Source organism: Labrys wisconsinensis, assembly GCF_030814995.1.
In the GTDB taxonomy this organism is placed as follows: domain Bacteria; phylum Pseudomonadota; class Alphaproteobacteria; order Rhizobiales; family Labraceae; genus Labrys; species Labrys wisconsinensis.
In genome coordinates this window covers 186,079-199,657 of the sequence record NZ_JAUSVX010000010.1, presented here as the reverse complement: position 1 = coordinate 199,657, position 13,579 = coordinate 186,079, and the positions used below count along the sequence as shown (strand labels likewise).

At 69.0% G+C, this 13,579-nt stretch carries 14 protein-coding genes; 3 read left to right on the top strand and 11 right to left on the bottom strand.

The features are described from left to right. Position 1: 1 nt before the first annotated feature. From QO011_RS24575 to nanR, 11 genes are all read right to left on the bottom strand, one after another. Positions 2–856, bottom strand: coding sequence for a carbohydrate ABC transporter permease (locus QO011_RS24575; RefSeq protein WP_307277830.1), 855 nt, complete (start codon positions 854–856; stop codon positions 2–4). 2 nt (positions 857–858) lie between these two features. After that, positions 859–1,791 (bottom strand): carbohydrate ABC transporter permease, encoded by a 933-nt coding sequence (locus QO011_RS24570; RefSeq protein WP_307277828.1) that lies wholly within the window; start codon positions 1,789–1,791, stop codon positions 859–861. Between the two features lie 253 nt (positions 1,792–2,044). Further along, positions 2,045–4,015 (bottom strand): D-apionate lactonase family protein, encoded by a 1,971-nt coding sequence (locus QO011_RS24565; RefSeq protein ID WP_307277825.1) that lies wholly within the window; start codon positions 4,013–4,015, stop codon positions 2,045–2,047. A 139-nt stretch (positions 4,016–4,154) separates the two neighbouring features. After that, positions 4,155–5,255 (bottom strand): ABC transporter ATP-binding protein, encoded by a 1,101-nt coding sequence (locus tag QO011_RS24560; RefSeq protein ID WP_307277823.1) that lies wholly within the window; start codon positions 5,253–5,255, stop codon positions 4,155–4,157. 8 nt (positions 5,256–5,263) lie between these two features. Continuing rightward, complete coding sequence (locus QO011_RS24555) at positions 5,264–6,103, bottom strand: carbohydrate ABC transporter permease (RefSeq protein ID WP_307277821.1); 840 nt, start codon at positions 6,101–6,103, stop codon at positions 5,264–5,266. Continuing rightward, complete coding sequence (locus tag QO011_RS24550; RefSeq protein WP_307277818.1) at positions 6,103–7,041, bottom strand: carbohydrate ABC transporter permease; 939 nt, start codon at positions 7,039–7,041, stop codon at positions 6,103–6,105. Before QO011_RS24550 ends, QO011_RS24555 begins: the two co-directional genes overlap by 1 nt. A 298-nt stretch (positions 7,042–7,339) precedes the next feature. Continuing rightward, positions 7,340–9,001 (bottom strand): extracellular solute-binding protein, encoded by a 1,662-nt coding sequence (locus tag QO011_RS24545; protein ID WP_307277814.1) that lies wholly within the window; start codon positions 8,999–9,001, stop codon positions 7,340–7,342. A gap of 82 nt (positions 9,002–9,083) precedes the next feature. Continuing rightward, the gene (locus QO011_RS24540; RefSeq protein WP_307277811.1) at positions 9,084–10,133 is read right to left on the bottom strand and encodes an NAD(P)-dependent oxidoreductase; all 1,050 of its coding nucleotides are present in this window, start codon (positions 10,131–10,133) and stop codon (positions 9,084–9,086) included. A gap of 3 nt (positions 10,134–10,136) precedes the next feature. Then, the gene (locus tag QO011_RS24535) at positions 10,137–10,925 is read right to left on the bottom strand and encodes an HpcH/HpaI aldolase family protein (protein WP_307277809.1); all 789 of its coding nucleotides are present in this window, start codon (positions 10,923–10,925) and stop codon (positions 10,137–10,139) included. A 58-nt stretch (positions 10,926–10,983) separates the two neighbouring features. Beyond that, on the bottom strand, positions 10,984–11,289 hold the full coding sequence (locus QO011_RS24530) for a putative quinol monooxygenase (RefSeq protein WP_307277808.1): 306 nt from the start codon (positions 11,287–11,289) through the stop codon (positions 10,984–10,986). Further along, the gene (gene nanR, locus QO011_RS24525) at positions 11,286–12,008 is read right to left on the bottom strand and encodes a transcriptional regulator NanR (protein ID WP_307277806.1); all 723 of its coding nucleotides are present in this window, start codon (positions 12,006–12,008) and stop codon (positions 11,286–11,288) included. The genes QO011_RS24530 and nanR overlap by 4 nt, the downstream gene beginning before the upstream one ends. Before the next feature lie 170 nt (positions 12,009–12,178). Here nanR and QO011_RS24520 point away from each other — a divergent pair, with 170 nt between their 5' ends. From QO011_RS24520 to QO011_RS24510, 3 genes are all read left to right on the top strand, one after another. Beyond that, on the top strand, positions 12,179–12,460 hold the full coding sequence (locus QO011_RS24520) for a type II toxin-antitoxin system RelE/ParE family toxin (RefSeq protein WP_307278191.1): 282 nt from the start codon (positions 12,179–12,181) through the stop codon (positions 12,458–12,460). A 9-nt stretch (positions 12,461–12,469) separates the two neighbouring features. After that, positions 12,470–12,763, top strand: coding sequence for a HigA family addiction module antitoxin (locus QO011_RS24515; protein ID WP_307277802.1), 294 nt, complete (start codon positions 12,470–12,472; stop codon positions 12,761–12,763). A gap of 80 nt (positions 12,764–12,843) precedes the next feature. Continuing rightward, positions 12,844–13,569 (top strand): SDR family oxidoreductase, encoded by a 726-nt coding sequence (locus tag QO011_RS24510; protein WP_307277800.1) that lies wholly within the window; start codon positions 12,844–12,846, stop codon positions 13,567–13,569. The last annotated feature ends 10 nt before the right edge of the window (positions 13,570–13,579 follow it).

The following is a 13,579-nucleotide window of genomic DNA, read 5'->3' as shown; positions in this document are numbered from 1 at the left end:
CCTATTTGACACCGGAGAACAGGAAGGAATTGACGAACTGGCGCTGGAACAGCGCGAAGACGACGAGGAGCGGCCCGGCGACCAGCAGGGTGGAGGCGGCGACCAGGCCCCAGTCCGCCGCCTGCTCGGCCGAGCGGACGAAGGAGGTGAGGCCGACGGTGAGCACCATGTTGCCGGGGCTGTCGGTGACCATCAGCGGCCAGAGGAACTCGTTCCAATGGCTGGTGACCGAGACGATGGAAAAGGCGATGAGGCCGGGCCGCGCCAGTGGGAACAGGACGTAGCGGATCAGCTGCCAGAGATTGGCGCCGTCGATGATCGCCGCGTCCTCGAAGTCGCGCGGGATGGTCTTGAAGGTCTGGCGCATCAGGAAGACGCCGAAGGCCGAGGCGAAATAGGGCGCCATCACCCCGGCCAGCGTGTCGTAGAGGTCGAGCTTCACCAGCATCGCCGTGTTGGGCACGATCAGCACGGCCGGGGCGAGGGTGAGCTGCAGGAGGAAGGCGTAGAACAGCGCCGTCTTGCCCTTGAACTCCATGCGGGCGAAGGCATAGCCGGCCAGCATGATGGTGACGATCTGCACGGCGAGGATGCCGCCGCACATCAGAACCGTGTTGAGATACCAGGTGGGAAAGGCCCCCTGGTCCCAGGCATCGAGGAAATGCTGCACGGTCGGCGCCGACGGCACCAGCGAGGCGGCGGTCTGGTCGCCATAGGGGATGTCCTTGGCCGAGGCGACGATCATCCAGATCAGCGGCGTCGCCCAGACCAGCGCCACGCCGCAGAGCAGGACGATCAGCACGAGGCGGCCGGGCGTCAGGCGGAGGGGCTCGGTCCCCATGGTCGCGGCGGCCATGGTCAGGACTCGTAGTGCATGCCGCGCTCCAGCGTCTTCATCGACAAGACGGAGAGCGCCAGCAGCAGGGCGACGGTGACCAATGTGGCGGCGGCGCCGAGGCCGACGTCGTTCTGCTCGTGCGCGGCCTGGAAGATGTAGTTGAGCAGGACGTTGGTGGAATTGGACGGGCCACCGCTGGTCAGGACGATGACATGGTCGACCTGCGTCACCACGTTGATGATGGCGATGACCAGCACGAAGGCCAGCGTCGGCTTCAGCAGCGGCAGGGTGATCTTGGAAAAGCGGGTGAGCGCGCCGGCGCCGTCGAGCCTGGCCGCGTCGTAGAGGTCCTGCGGGATGCCCTGCAACCCGGCCAGGACGAACAGCATGTAGTAGCCGGCATTCTTCCAGATGGTGAGGCCGATGACGGAATAGAGCGCGATGTCGGGGTTGCCGAGCCAGTTGGTCTGGGCGACGCCGAGCTTGGCGAGGTGGTAGTCGATGAGGCCGACGCCCGGCATCAGCACGAAGGCGAACAGGGTGGCGGCGGCGACCAGCGGCAGCATCAGCGGGAAGACGAAGACGGTGCGCAGCAGCCGGTTGATGCGGGTGGAGTCCTCCAGCGCCACCGCCAGCGCCACGGCGAGGACGAGCGAGGGCACGACCGTGCCGACACCGTAGACGATATTGTTGGTCAGCGCCTTGACGAAGGCCTCGTCGCCGAACAGCCGGCGGAAATTGTCGAGGCCGTGGCCGGTGACCTTGCCGCCGAAGCCTTCGATGGTCACCGCCTGCATCAGCGCCTGCAGGACCGGCACATAGGTGAACAGGAACAGGAAGAACAGCGAGGGCAGCAGCAGCCAGTAGGGCAGCGCCGCCGGCAGGCGGAGCCCGAGGCGGCGCATGCCGCCGCTCCGGCCGACCGTCATGGTGCGCAGCAGCAAATCCGTCATGCCGGCAGTCATTGGCGCCGGTCGGTGACGCCGGTATGACGGGGTGTGGAGAAGGGGCGGGGCCCACGGCGGGACGGGCGGGCCTGCGAAGCGATGCGGCTCGGTGACGAAGCTGCACAGACATGCCTATACAGGCAAGGACAGCGACCGCGCCAGACGCGGTGAGCCGGCCGGGTTCGACATCATCGGCATCGAGCGCGACGTCTGCCGATTCCCTCCCCGTCGTTGCGCCTCGCGCAGCCCGTTGCCGGCCTCACCCGATCTCCACCCGCGCCACGGCATACGACCCCAGCGTCAGCTCAGCGCCCTCGAGCGGGTGCGCTGCCTTCGCCAGCAGGTCGGGATCTCCCGCCGCCGCCACGAAGCTCGCCGCGTCCAGCACCGCCGCCCTGGCCCGCCCGGGCGCGACGCCCGCCAGCGCCACCGTCTGGTCGTCCGGCGTCAGGTTGGCGAGCCAGAGCACCGTGCCGCCGCCCTCGCGCCAGGCCAGCGCCTCGACGGCGCTGCGGCGGTCGGATGTCGCCTCGACCAGGTCTGCGCCGCTGCCGGCCGCCAGGCCGGCCATGACGTGGAAGGCGGGATAGAGGGCGCCGTCACGGTCGCCGTAGAAGGGCTGCGGCCCGTCCATGGCGCGATGGATGAAGCCGAACGGGCCGGTCGGCGCGCCCATGGCGAGGGCCGCGATGCCGCCGCGGGCGAAGGCCGCGGCATAGCCGACGGTGTAGGCGGCGTTGAACAGGCCACGCTGGCGCGGGTCGAGCCGCGACAGGCACTTGCGGCCGTTGTCCGGGTTGGGCGTCGTCGCCTGGCCGTAGGGGTTCTCGCGGCAGCCGATGGTGCTCGGGCCGATATGCATGGGCCTGTCGCCCATGAAGGCGCGGGTCGAGAGGATCTGGTAGGGCAGGGCCTCCAGCGTCTCCATGACGGAGCGGTCGTCGGCGGCGTGCACCGTCGGGCAGGTGGTGTTGGTGACGAAGTCGATGAGGCCCGCCGGCGGGCGCTTGCGGTTGAGCTCGGTGAAATAGGTCGCCATGCCGCCGCCGAGCCGCACGCCGGGAAAGGCCGCCCGCGCCGCGGCATAGATCGCCTCGAAGCTCGGCATGTCCGGCCAGGGCGAGCCGGGCAGCACGGATTTGAGGTCCTGCGCCGGGAAGACCGTGATCGCTGCCGGCGTGACGCCGGCCTCGCGCGCCGCCTCCGCCACCGGCGCGAGCTCGGCCGCCGGATCCATGCCGCCGGGCAAGACGATCTCGAGCATGATCGCCGCGCCGGTGCGCTCGGCGAGGGTGCGGTACCGGGCGAGCGCCGCGGCGCCATCGCCCCGGCGCCGGTCGAGCTGGCAGATCAGGGCGCGCGGCGCGAGGCGGCGCACGAGGTCGGCGTGGCGCAGCGCATGCTCCGCCTCCTCGGCCGGCACGCCGATGCCGATCTCCGGCAGGAGGCCGCCGGTCTCGGCCCCGACGCGCACCGTCACCGGCTTGACGGCGCCGGCGGCCACCGGGGCGGGCAGCGGCCCGGCGACGGTGAGCTTCACCGCCTGGGTCATCGGCGCGCCCTTCGCCAGCGTGTAGGGCCAGGGCAGGGCGAGCGGCCGCACATAGGTCTTGTAGGACGCGTCGGACCAGTTGCGCTGGTCCTCCATCTCGAAGGTGTCGCCGGTCATGGCGCAGGTCACCCACAGGCCGGGCATGGCTTCGTGGGTGAGGGCGCGGATGTCGCGGAAGGGCTGCATCGGGTCGATGCGGTCGGGGAAGGCGGAGGCCTCCTCGCGGCCGTCGACGTGCAGCACCTTGACGGGATGGCCGGCGACGCCTTCGACCGGGTGCAGCACGATGAAGCCGGTGCGGTTGGTCTCGACGTCCGTGACCGGCATGGCGGTCGCCTCGAAGTCGAGCGAGCCGTCGGGGCGGCCGGTGATGCGGGCGTCGTAGACCAGGGTGCGCTTTGCGTCGGCGCAGGTGGCGCGGTAGGTGACGCTGAAGCCTTCGGGATCCTCGATGATCATGAGGTCGCCGAGCCGCGGCGCCAGCGTGCCCCAGTTCTCGTCGCGCACCAGGAAGGCGATGGCGCGGATCACCTCGACCTCGCCGACGCGGATGGCGCGCAGCGCCCCATTGTCGAGCTCGGCCGAGAGCGGGCCGGCCCGCAGCAGGCGCACGGGCGCCTCGATCTCGTCGGTGCCGCAGAGCCGGACCGCCCGGCTCGGTTCGGTTGGTGTGGTCATGGCAGGTCCATCATCGGTTGGGTGCAGGGAGTGTTTGGCATGGATCGGCTGTCCGGCCTGTCGAAAGGCGCGGTCATGACGCCTGCTGTTGGAGCAAGCTCATTTCTGGCCCGGCTCATCGGCCGACCACCCCGCCGCCTCACAGCGCCTTCTCCGTTGCCGCGTCGAACAGCGACGCGCGGTCGAGGTTGAGGTCGAGCGTGATGCGCTCGCCGGGACGGCTGACGTCATGGGCGCGCAGCTCCGCCAGGATCGGCACGCCGGCGAGGCGGAAGGTCGCGAAGCTGCGCGAGCCGGTCGGCTGCACCAGCTCGATCTCGGCGTCGATCCGCGCGACGCCGGGCGCCGGGGCGCCGTCACCGGCCCGGGCGATGTGCTCGGGCCGGATGCCGAACAGCACCGGCACGCCGTCGGGCACGGCCGGCCCGATGCGGCCCGGCGGCAGGGGCAGCGGCGTGCCGGCACCCTTGGGCAGGATGGCGGCGCCAGAGCCGTTGCGCACCAGCGTCGAGGGCACGAAGCCCATCTGGGGCGAGCCGAGGAAGCCGGCGACGAAGCGCGAGACCGGGCGCTCGAACAGATCGAGCGGCGGGCCGGACTGCTCGATCACGCCGTCGCGCATCAGCACGATCCGGTCGGCCAGGGTCATCGCCTCGATCTGGTCGTGCGTGACGTAGATCATCGTCGTGCGGATCTCCTGGTGCAGGCGCTTGATCTCGCTGCGCATCTCGTCGCGCAGTTGCGCGTCGAGATTGGAGAGCGGCTCGTCGAACAGGAAGATCTGCGGGTTGCGCACGATGGCGCGGCCGATGGCGACGCGCTGGCGCTGGCCGCCGGAGAGCTGGCGCGGATAGCGGCCGAGCAGGGCGGTGATGCCGAGCATGGCGGCGGCGCGGCCGACGCGCGCCTCGATGTCGGCCTTCGGCATCTTCCGGGCCCGCAGGCCGAAGCCGATATTCTGCGCCACCCGCATGTGGGGATAGAGCGCATAGTCCTGGAACACCATGGCGACGTCGCGGTCGCGCGGGCGCATGTCGTTGACGACCGTGCCGCCGATGGCGATCTCGCCTTCGCTGGCATCCTCCAGGCCGGCGATGGTGCGCAGCAGGGTCGACTTGCCGCAGCCGGACGGCCCGACCAGCACGGTGAACTCGCCGTCGGGAATGGCGAGGTCGATGCCGCGCACGGCATGGAAGCTGCCGTAGCGCTTGTGCAGGCGGGAGATGGTGACGTCGGCCATGGGGGATCCTATCCGCGGACGGCGCCGAGCGTCAGCCCGCGCACGAGGTGGCGCTGCGCCAGCACGCCGAGCAGAATGGACGGCACCAGCGAGACGATGGCGAGGGCGCTGGCCTCGCCATATTGCGCGCCCTGGAAGCCGAGGAAGGCGCGGAACACGGTGGGCAGCGTGAAGGCGTTGCGGCTGGTCAGGACCAGGGCGAAGAAGAATTCGGTCCAGCAGGCGATGAAGGCGAACACCGCCGCCGCGACGATGCCGGGCGCGGCCAGCGGCACGGCGACGCTCCAGAAGGCCTGCCAGCGGGTGCAGCCGTCGACCAGCGCCGCATCCTCCATCGAGCGCGGCAGGCCGCGGAAATAGGCGAACATCATCCACACCGTCACCGGCAGGGTGAAGACGGTGTAGGCGATGATCATGCCGAGGCGGGAATCGTGCAGGCCGATGCTGCGATAGATCAGGAAGATCGGCAGCACCACCGCGATCGGCGGCAGGAAGCGTTGCGACAGCACCCAGAAGGACAGGTGCCTGCCGCCTGTCCCGAACCTCGCCAGGCTATAGGCCATCATCGTGCCGAACAGCGCCGACAGCACCGTGGCGGCGAGCGAGATGACGAGGCTGTTGATGAGGCCCTGCAGGCCGCGATAGGCGAACAGCGCGGCGGTGTAGTGCACCGAGGTCGGCTGCGCCGGGAACCAGACCGGCGGCACGGCGAGATAGTCGTCGCTCGGCTTGATCGAGGTGACGAACATCCAGTAGAGCGGCGCCAGCACGAACAGCACGAAGGCGCCGAGCAGGACGAAGCGGGCGGCCGAGCCCTTGCGGCGCCAGCGAGGTGTCGGGTTCGCCATCACGCCTGCTCCGCTTTCAGGAGGCGGCGGACCAGCAGGCTGACGACGATCGCGGTCAGGATCAGGAAGATCCAGCTGCCGGCGGTCGCCTGCGACAGGTGGAACTGGGTGAAGCCGACGGTGTAGAGGTAGAAGGACGAGGTGTAGGTCTTCGTGCCCGGGCCGCCGGCGGTCATGATGAAGATCGTGTCGAACAGCTTGATCGCATCGAGCAGGCGGAAGGTGATCGCCAGAAGGATCATCGGCGCGAGCTGCGGCAGGGTGATGGCGCGGAAGGCGAGCCAGCCGCCGACGCCGTCGAGCTCGGCCGCCTCGTAGAGGTTGGGCGGGATCGAGGTCAGGCCGGCCAGCAGGATGACGAACATGAACGGCGTCCACTGCCAGACGTCGGCGAGGATCAGGGCGATGTAGATCCACGGGCTCTCGGTCAGCCAGCCGATCGTCACCTCGCGGCCGAGAAGCTGGCCGAGGAGGTAGTTGGTCGGCCCGAAGGGCCGCTGCAGCAGCAGCGCCCAGGCCTGGCCGACGATGACCGGGCTGATGAACAGCGGCACGATCAGGATCGACATGACGAGGCCGCGGCCGGGAAAGCTGCGCACCATGGCCAGCGCCAGGGCCAGGCCGAGGCCGAACTCGACGACGACGTTGGCGGCCGAGAGCAGCACGGTGAGGACCAGCGACCAGCGCGCCACGGGGTCGAACACCACCAGCGCGAAGTTCTTCAGGCCGACGAAGGCATGGCCGGGAACCTGGAAGTCGTAGTTGACGAAGGCGACCCAGATCGAGAACAGCAGGGGATAGACCGACAGCGCCAGGATCAGGAGCACGGCGGGGGCGACCAGCAGCCATTTGAACTGCCGGTCGCTCCAGTCGGACAGGCGCGCCAGCACGCCGGCGTGCGGCCGGGCGGGGGAGAGTCGGAGGGCGTCCTGCACCATGCGATCCGTCTCGTGTCGGTGTGTTGCGGCTCGACGTCCTATCGCCGCGGGCCGATGCGTCCGCGAGGACGACCGAGAGCCTCATCGAGCAATCCCGCCGCAACCTCGACGTCATGGGCGGACTTGATTCGCCCATCCACGCGAACGCGACGTCCTCATGTGCATGCTCGACGCCAGCCGGCGCCTCTCTCGTCACCGGCTGTGTTCGCGTGGATGGACGGGACAAGCCCGTCCATGACGCTGAACCGTTGCGCCCTGCCGTGTCAAAGGTAGGCGCCTCAGCCGAAAGCGTCGATCCTCACTCCAGCTTCACCGCCATCCCGAGCGACTCCACCGTGTGGTCCGCCGAGGAGCCCGGGAGCTTGTTGTATTCGGCGTAGAAAGCCTTCTGGCTGTCGACGCCGAGCCGCTCGGTGGTCTGGTCCCATTCGGCCGCGGCGGTCTCGAGCGCGGTCTTGGGATCGGTTCCGGCCCAGACGGAGGTGCACATCCGGTCGAGCGACAGGGCGTAGTCCTGCCAGCCGGGCATGACCATATCGAGCAGGCCGACATTGGCGGAGTTGCAGAGGTTGACCAGGTAGTCCTTCGCGTCCGGCCAGAGGGCGCGGTAATGCTCCGACTTGTAGTGCGACAGGCGATAGGGGTCGCGCAGCGAATAGGGCAGCATTGTCCGCGCCAGCGACACCGGCGGCGAGGTCGCCCATTGCATGAAGAGATAAGCGGCCTCGGCATTGGCGGATTCGGCCGCCAGGGCCTTGCTGTAGCCGGTGGCGTGCTCGGGATGGCCGCCGGGCATCACGGCATAGCCGACCTTGCCGGCGACCGAGGATTGCGGGATGAAGTTGATCGCCTTGGCGCTCTGGGAATAGTTGGCGGCCATGCGCCCGGTCGGCGGCCAGGAATAGATCATCGCCACCTTGCCTTGCAGGAAGGCGGCCCAGAGCGAGACGGCGTCGAGCTCGTTGTTGCCGGGGATGGAGGCCTTGTTGGCGGCCAGCATGTTCTCCAGCGTCCGGATGCCCTGGGGCGAGGCGAGCTGGGCCTTCATGGCCTCGTCGAAGAAAACGCCCTTGTTGGCCCGGAACTGCTGCAGGAAGTCGTACTGGTTGCCGGGGCTGCCGGCCTTGCGGAAATGGCCGGCGCCGTAGGTGGCGGGCGCCAGCTGGTCGGAGATGAACTGCGCCACTTGCGCATAGTCTTCCCAGGTCTTCGGCACCTCGAGCGCCTTGTTGAACGTCTTGGCGTAGGCGTCCTTGAGCTTGGGATCCTCGAAGATGTCCTTGCGATAGTAGAGGGCGAGCATGTCGCCGTCGTCGAAGAAGCCCCAGATCTTACCCTTGTAGGTCGGCAGCGCCTTGAACAGCGGATGGTAGTCGTCGAAATCCGCCTTGTTCATGTATTTGGCGATGTAGTCGTCGAGCGGCGCGATGACGCCGCCATCGGCCAGGGAAGGCGTCCAGGCCGGCTCGATGTCGAGGATGTCATAGGCCCCGGAGGCGGCGATGTGCTCGGCCACCGGCTTGGAATACTGATCGGGATGGGAGAGCTCGACCACGTTCGACTTGATGCCGGTGAGCTGTTCCCAGACCGGGCCGGAGAAGTTGCGCGGGTCGAGCGCCTGCAGGCCGGCCTCGTAGGTCATGCTCAGGGTGACGCCGGAGAATTTCTTGGCCGCCTCGACCGCCCGGAAGGCCGAGCCGTCGGCCGGGCCCTCGGTCGAGGCCTTGAGGGCGGCTGCCTGGGCCTTGCCGAGCGGCGTCGAGGCGTCCGCGAGGTCGATGGCCGTGGCAGCCAGCGCCTGGTCGACCCAGGCCGGCAGCACGGCGCCGGCCAGCGGCAGCATGCCCATCATCTGGCCGAGCCGGGTGATGAAGATCCGTCGGGTCGGCCGGCCGGCCAGGAACGCGTCGACCTCCTCGGCGAGGCCGGCTTCGAAGTCACGCCTTTCACGCTCGTTCATGTCTTCCTCCCTCACTCGTCCCGCGGGCGCCCGGTCGAGTGCTGTTCTCATGCGTCGGCGCCCGGATTTCCCTTTGGATCGGCTATGGCCGCACGGCCTTGGCGTAGTCGGCGAGGCGCTCGCGCCAGCGCGGCGTCTCCAGCACGGCGCGGTTGACGACGCCGCGCGGCTCGCGCCCGTGCTGGACGTCGAGCACGGCCCGGACATCGGCGGCGCCGTTGCCGGCGAAGCACTGGTCGGTCCAGCACAGCGCGTGCGGCGACAGGATGACGGTGTCGAGCCTGAGGATCGGATCGTCGGGATCCGGCGGCTCCTGCTCCAGCACGTCGAGCCCGGCGCCGGCGATGCGGCCGGCCTGCAGCGCCGCTGTCAGCGCCTTCTGGTCGACGATCGGTCCGCGCGCGGTGTTGATGAGATAGGCGGTCGGCTTCATCAGGCCGATGCGCTCGGCGTTGACGAGGTGGCGGGTCTCAGGCGTCAGCGGGCAGCTGACCGAGACGATGTCGGCCTGGCGGAACACGTCCTCGAGGCCGACGAGCTCGATGCCGAGCTCGGCCGCCAATGCTTTGTCGGCAAAGGGATCATGGGCGATGAAGCGCATGTCGAAGGGCTTCAGGAGCCGGAACAGCTCGGCGCCGATATTGCCGATGCCAAGGGAGCCGATGGTGCGCCCGACCAGGCCGACGCCCATATGGTCGGAGCGCCGGGCGAAGCCCGCGGCCGCCTGGCGGGTGAGCCGGTCCTTGACCATCAGCTTGCCGGTGAGCGCCAGCATCAGCGTGATGATCGACACCGCCACCGGCCGGCGCACCCCGTCCGGCGTGATCACCAGGGCGATGCCGGCGCGGGTGCAGGCCTCGACGTCGACCGTGTCATAGCCGACGCCGAAGCGGGCGACGACGGACAGGCGCCCGCTCCTGGGCACGCTCTCGGCGCCGAAGCGATGGGCGAGCAGGATCAGGGCGTCGAAATCCTCGAGCTGCTCGCCGCGGATCGGGCTCGCCGAGTCGAGGAAAGCGATCTCGACGCCGGGTGCGGCGATCAGCGGCTGCAGGTCGAAATCGGGATAGGTCGGCGAGCCGTCGGCCTGCCTGAAATCCCCGGAGAGGGCGACGCGGAAGGGCGTGGTCATGGCTCAGCTCCCGTGGCTCTCGGTGCCCTGGCGCAGGCGCGTCACCGCCTCCGCCAGGGCGCTCCGCAGCACCCAGGCATCGCCGGAATAGCAGATGAAGTCGAAGCCGGCGGCGTAGAGGGCGATGCCGGTCTCGACGTCGGGCACCAGGCGCCCGAGCGCCTTGCCGTGCTTCCTGGCAGCGGCGATGGTCCTGTCGATGGCGGCCTTGAACGCCGGATGCTCGAACTCGCCGGGGATGCCGAGCGAGACGGAGAGGTCGAAATGGCCGACCCAGAGGCAGTCGACCTCCTCCACGGCGGCGATGGCGTCGGCATTCTCGACGCCTTCCGCGGTCTCGATCTGGCAGAAGAAGGTCGAGCGGGCATTGGCGGCCGCGAACTTGTCCGCGACGGAGCCGGGGCGATAGCGGTCGTGCGCCACCTGGAGCGCGACGCCGCGTGCGCCTTCGGGATGGTACTTCATCGAGTGGACGATGCGCCGCGCCTCCTCGGCAGTGCCGACCATCGGCAGCATCAGGCCCTCGGCGCCCATGTCCATGGCGCGGGCGATGTGGTGGTACTCCTTGGAGGGCACGCGCACGATGGCCGGCAGGGCGGCGGCCTCGAAATAGCGCAGCACGCTCTTCACCGTCTCGAAATGGAAGCCGGAATGCTCCAGGTCGAACAGCGCGAAGTCGCAGCCCGCCGCCTTCAGGACATGGCCGATGCCGGGCGTCGCGAACTCGACGATGAAGTGCCCGAACTTCGGCGCCCTGGTCCGCGCCATGGCCTTCAGGCTTTGCTCCGTCATGTCTCTCCTCCCGTCCGCCCGTTGCCCGGGCGGCGCGTTCCATGGTCCTTGACAGCCTCTAGGCCGAGCCCTCGCAGACGAGGGCGCCCGTGATCACGCTCTTGGCCGCCACCAGGCCGGCGCTGTCGGCGTCGAAGCTCCGGTAATGGCCGGTGCGCATATGCGCCTCGAAGGCGGCGCGGTCGGCGTAGATCTCGTAGAGCAGCACCCGGTCCGCCTCATCAGCCGGCTCGACCACGTCGAAGCGCCGGCAGCCCGGCTCCTCGCGCACCGAGGCGCGGGCATTGGCATCGACGAGGCGGCGGAAGGCCGGCAGGGCACCCGGCTGCAGGCGGAACTCGACGATCACGACGTAGCCGTTCATCGCCGCCCCTCCACGACGGCGGCGTAGCGCCGCGAGACATAGTCGAGATGCTCGCGCATCGCCCGCTCGGCACGGTCGGGATCGCGGGAGGCCACGCCCTCGAAGATGGCGCGGTGGGCCTCGTAGACCGTCTCGTAGAGGGCGTTGTCCTGCGCCGGCGCCAGGGTGGTCTGGCGCTGCTCGGTCAGCCAGTCGGCCAGGGCTGCATGGATGGCGGTGAAGATGGCGTTGCGCGGGATCAGCGCCAGCACGTAGTGAAAAGCGACGTCGCTGTCGCGGAAGCGCCTGAGGTCGCCGATGGCGGCGCGGTTGGCCGCCAGCGCCGCCTCGAACGCGGCGAGGTCGTCCGCGCCGGCGTGCAGCGCGGCATGGCGGGCGAGGCCGGTCTCGAAGAACAGGCGGGCGTTCTGGAAATCCTGCACGCCACCGGGCGCCGCCAGCATGTGGCGGGCGGTGCCGGACAGGGTGCCGATGACGAAGGCCGGGGTCGGGCGGGTGACGCGGGCCCGCTCGCCGGAGCGGACCTCGACCAGCCCCATCTTGCGCAGGTGGAACAGCGCCTCGCGCACCGCCGGCCGGCCGACGCCGTACTGGCTCATCAGGTCGCGCTCGGACGGCAGCAGGTCCTCGGGCGCGTACTGCCCGTCCTGGATCATCCGCTCCAGATCGTCGGCGATCTCCTCGTAGAGCTTGCGGCGCCGGATGGTGGCAGGGGGCATTTGGTATACCTTTGATACCAAGCGGGCGGACGTTAGCTGCGGGCCGGCGGGGCGTCAAAGGGATTCGATGCTGCGGTGCGGCGCGGCCGATATCAAACGGGGTAGCGCTCGATCAGCGCCGGGTTGCCTCGGGCTTGGCCTTCGTACAATTTTTATGTACGCTACTGCATGTGATCCGGACATATAGAGACGCTCGCACACAAGCCCTTGCCGATGGCCGGGTCCCTAAAGGTGTCCCGCCTGACGCCGCCAAGCGGGCAGTCACGAAGCTCTTTCTGCTGGATACCGTGACGCGGGTCGAAGATCTGCGTGTTCCGCCCGGAAACAGGCTCCACAAGCTCGCTGGTGATCGAGTGGGGCAGTGGTCGATCAGCGTCAACGATCAGTGGCGGATCTGCTTCAACTGGCGCGACGGCGACGCCTATGACGTCGAGTTCGTGGATTATCATTGAGGAGGCGATATGGCTCGCGAGATTTCCCTGCCCCATCCTGGCGCGATCCTGAAGGAGGAGTTCCTCGCTCCCATGGGACTCTCAGTCTACGCGCTCGCCAAGGCGATCCACGTGCCCCGCAGCCGGATCAACGAGATCTGCCGCGGCCGGCAGGGTATCTCCGCCAACATTGCGCTGCGCCTCGGCCGTTTCTTCAACGTCGATCCACAATGGTTCATGAATATGCAGACCAAGTACGATCTGCATGCCGAAGGCGAGAGGATCGCGCAGGACTTGGCGACCATCGAGCCGCAGGCGGCTTGACCGCTATCTCAACGCCGGCTTGCCCGCGGCGGCCCGACTCCCCTAGCCTGCAAGCGACCGAAAAGAGGCTGGAGGAACTCATGGACTTCGTGGACGAACGCATCCTGGTCACTGGGGCCAGCAAGGGCATCGGCCGCGCCACGGCGAAGCTTCTGGCCGACCGGGGTGCCAAGGTGGTCGCCGTCGGGCGGGACGCAGGCGACCTTGCCAGCCTCCAGGCCGAGATCGGCTGCGAGACCCTGGCCGTCGATCTCACCGATGCCGCGGCGACGCGGCGGGCGGCCGAGGCGCTGCAGCCGATCGACCGCCTCGTCAACAATGCCGGCACCACGACGCTGCAATCTTTCCTCGACACGACGCTCGAGGCCTTCGACGAGATCATGGCGGTCAACCTCAAGGCGGCGCTGATCTTCAGCCAGGAGACGGCGCGGAGCCTGATCGCGCGCGGCAAGCGCGGCGCCATCGTCAACGTCTCCAGCACCGCGTCCTATTACGGCGTGGTCGACCACGCGGCCTATTGCGCCTCCAAGGGCGCGCTCGACTCCCTCACCACGGTCATGGCGGTCGAGCTTGCGCCCAAGGGCATCCGCGTCAATGCCGTCAACCCGGTGGTGACGCTGACGCCGATGGCGGTGAAGGCCTGGAGCGATCCGGCCAAGTCCGGCCCGATGCTGAGCCGCATCCCGATGGGCCGCTTCGTCGAGCCGGTCGAGGTGGCCGAGGCCATCGCCTATCTCCTGAGCGAGGGCGCCGCCATGATCAACGGCGTCAGCCTGCCGGTCGACGGCGGCTTCCGCGCGGCGTGAGGCCCGGGGT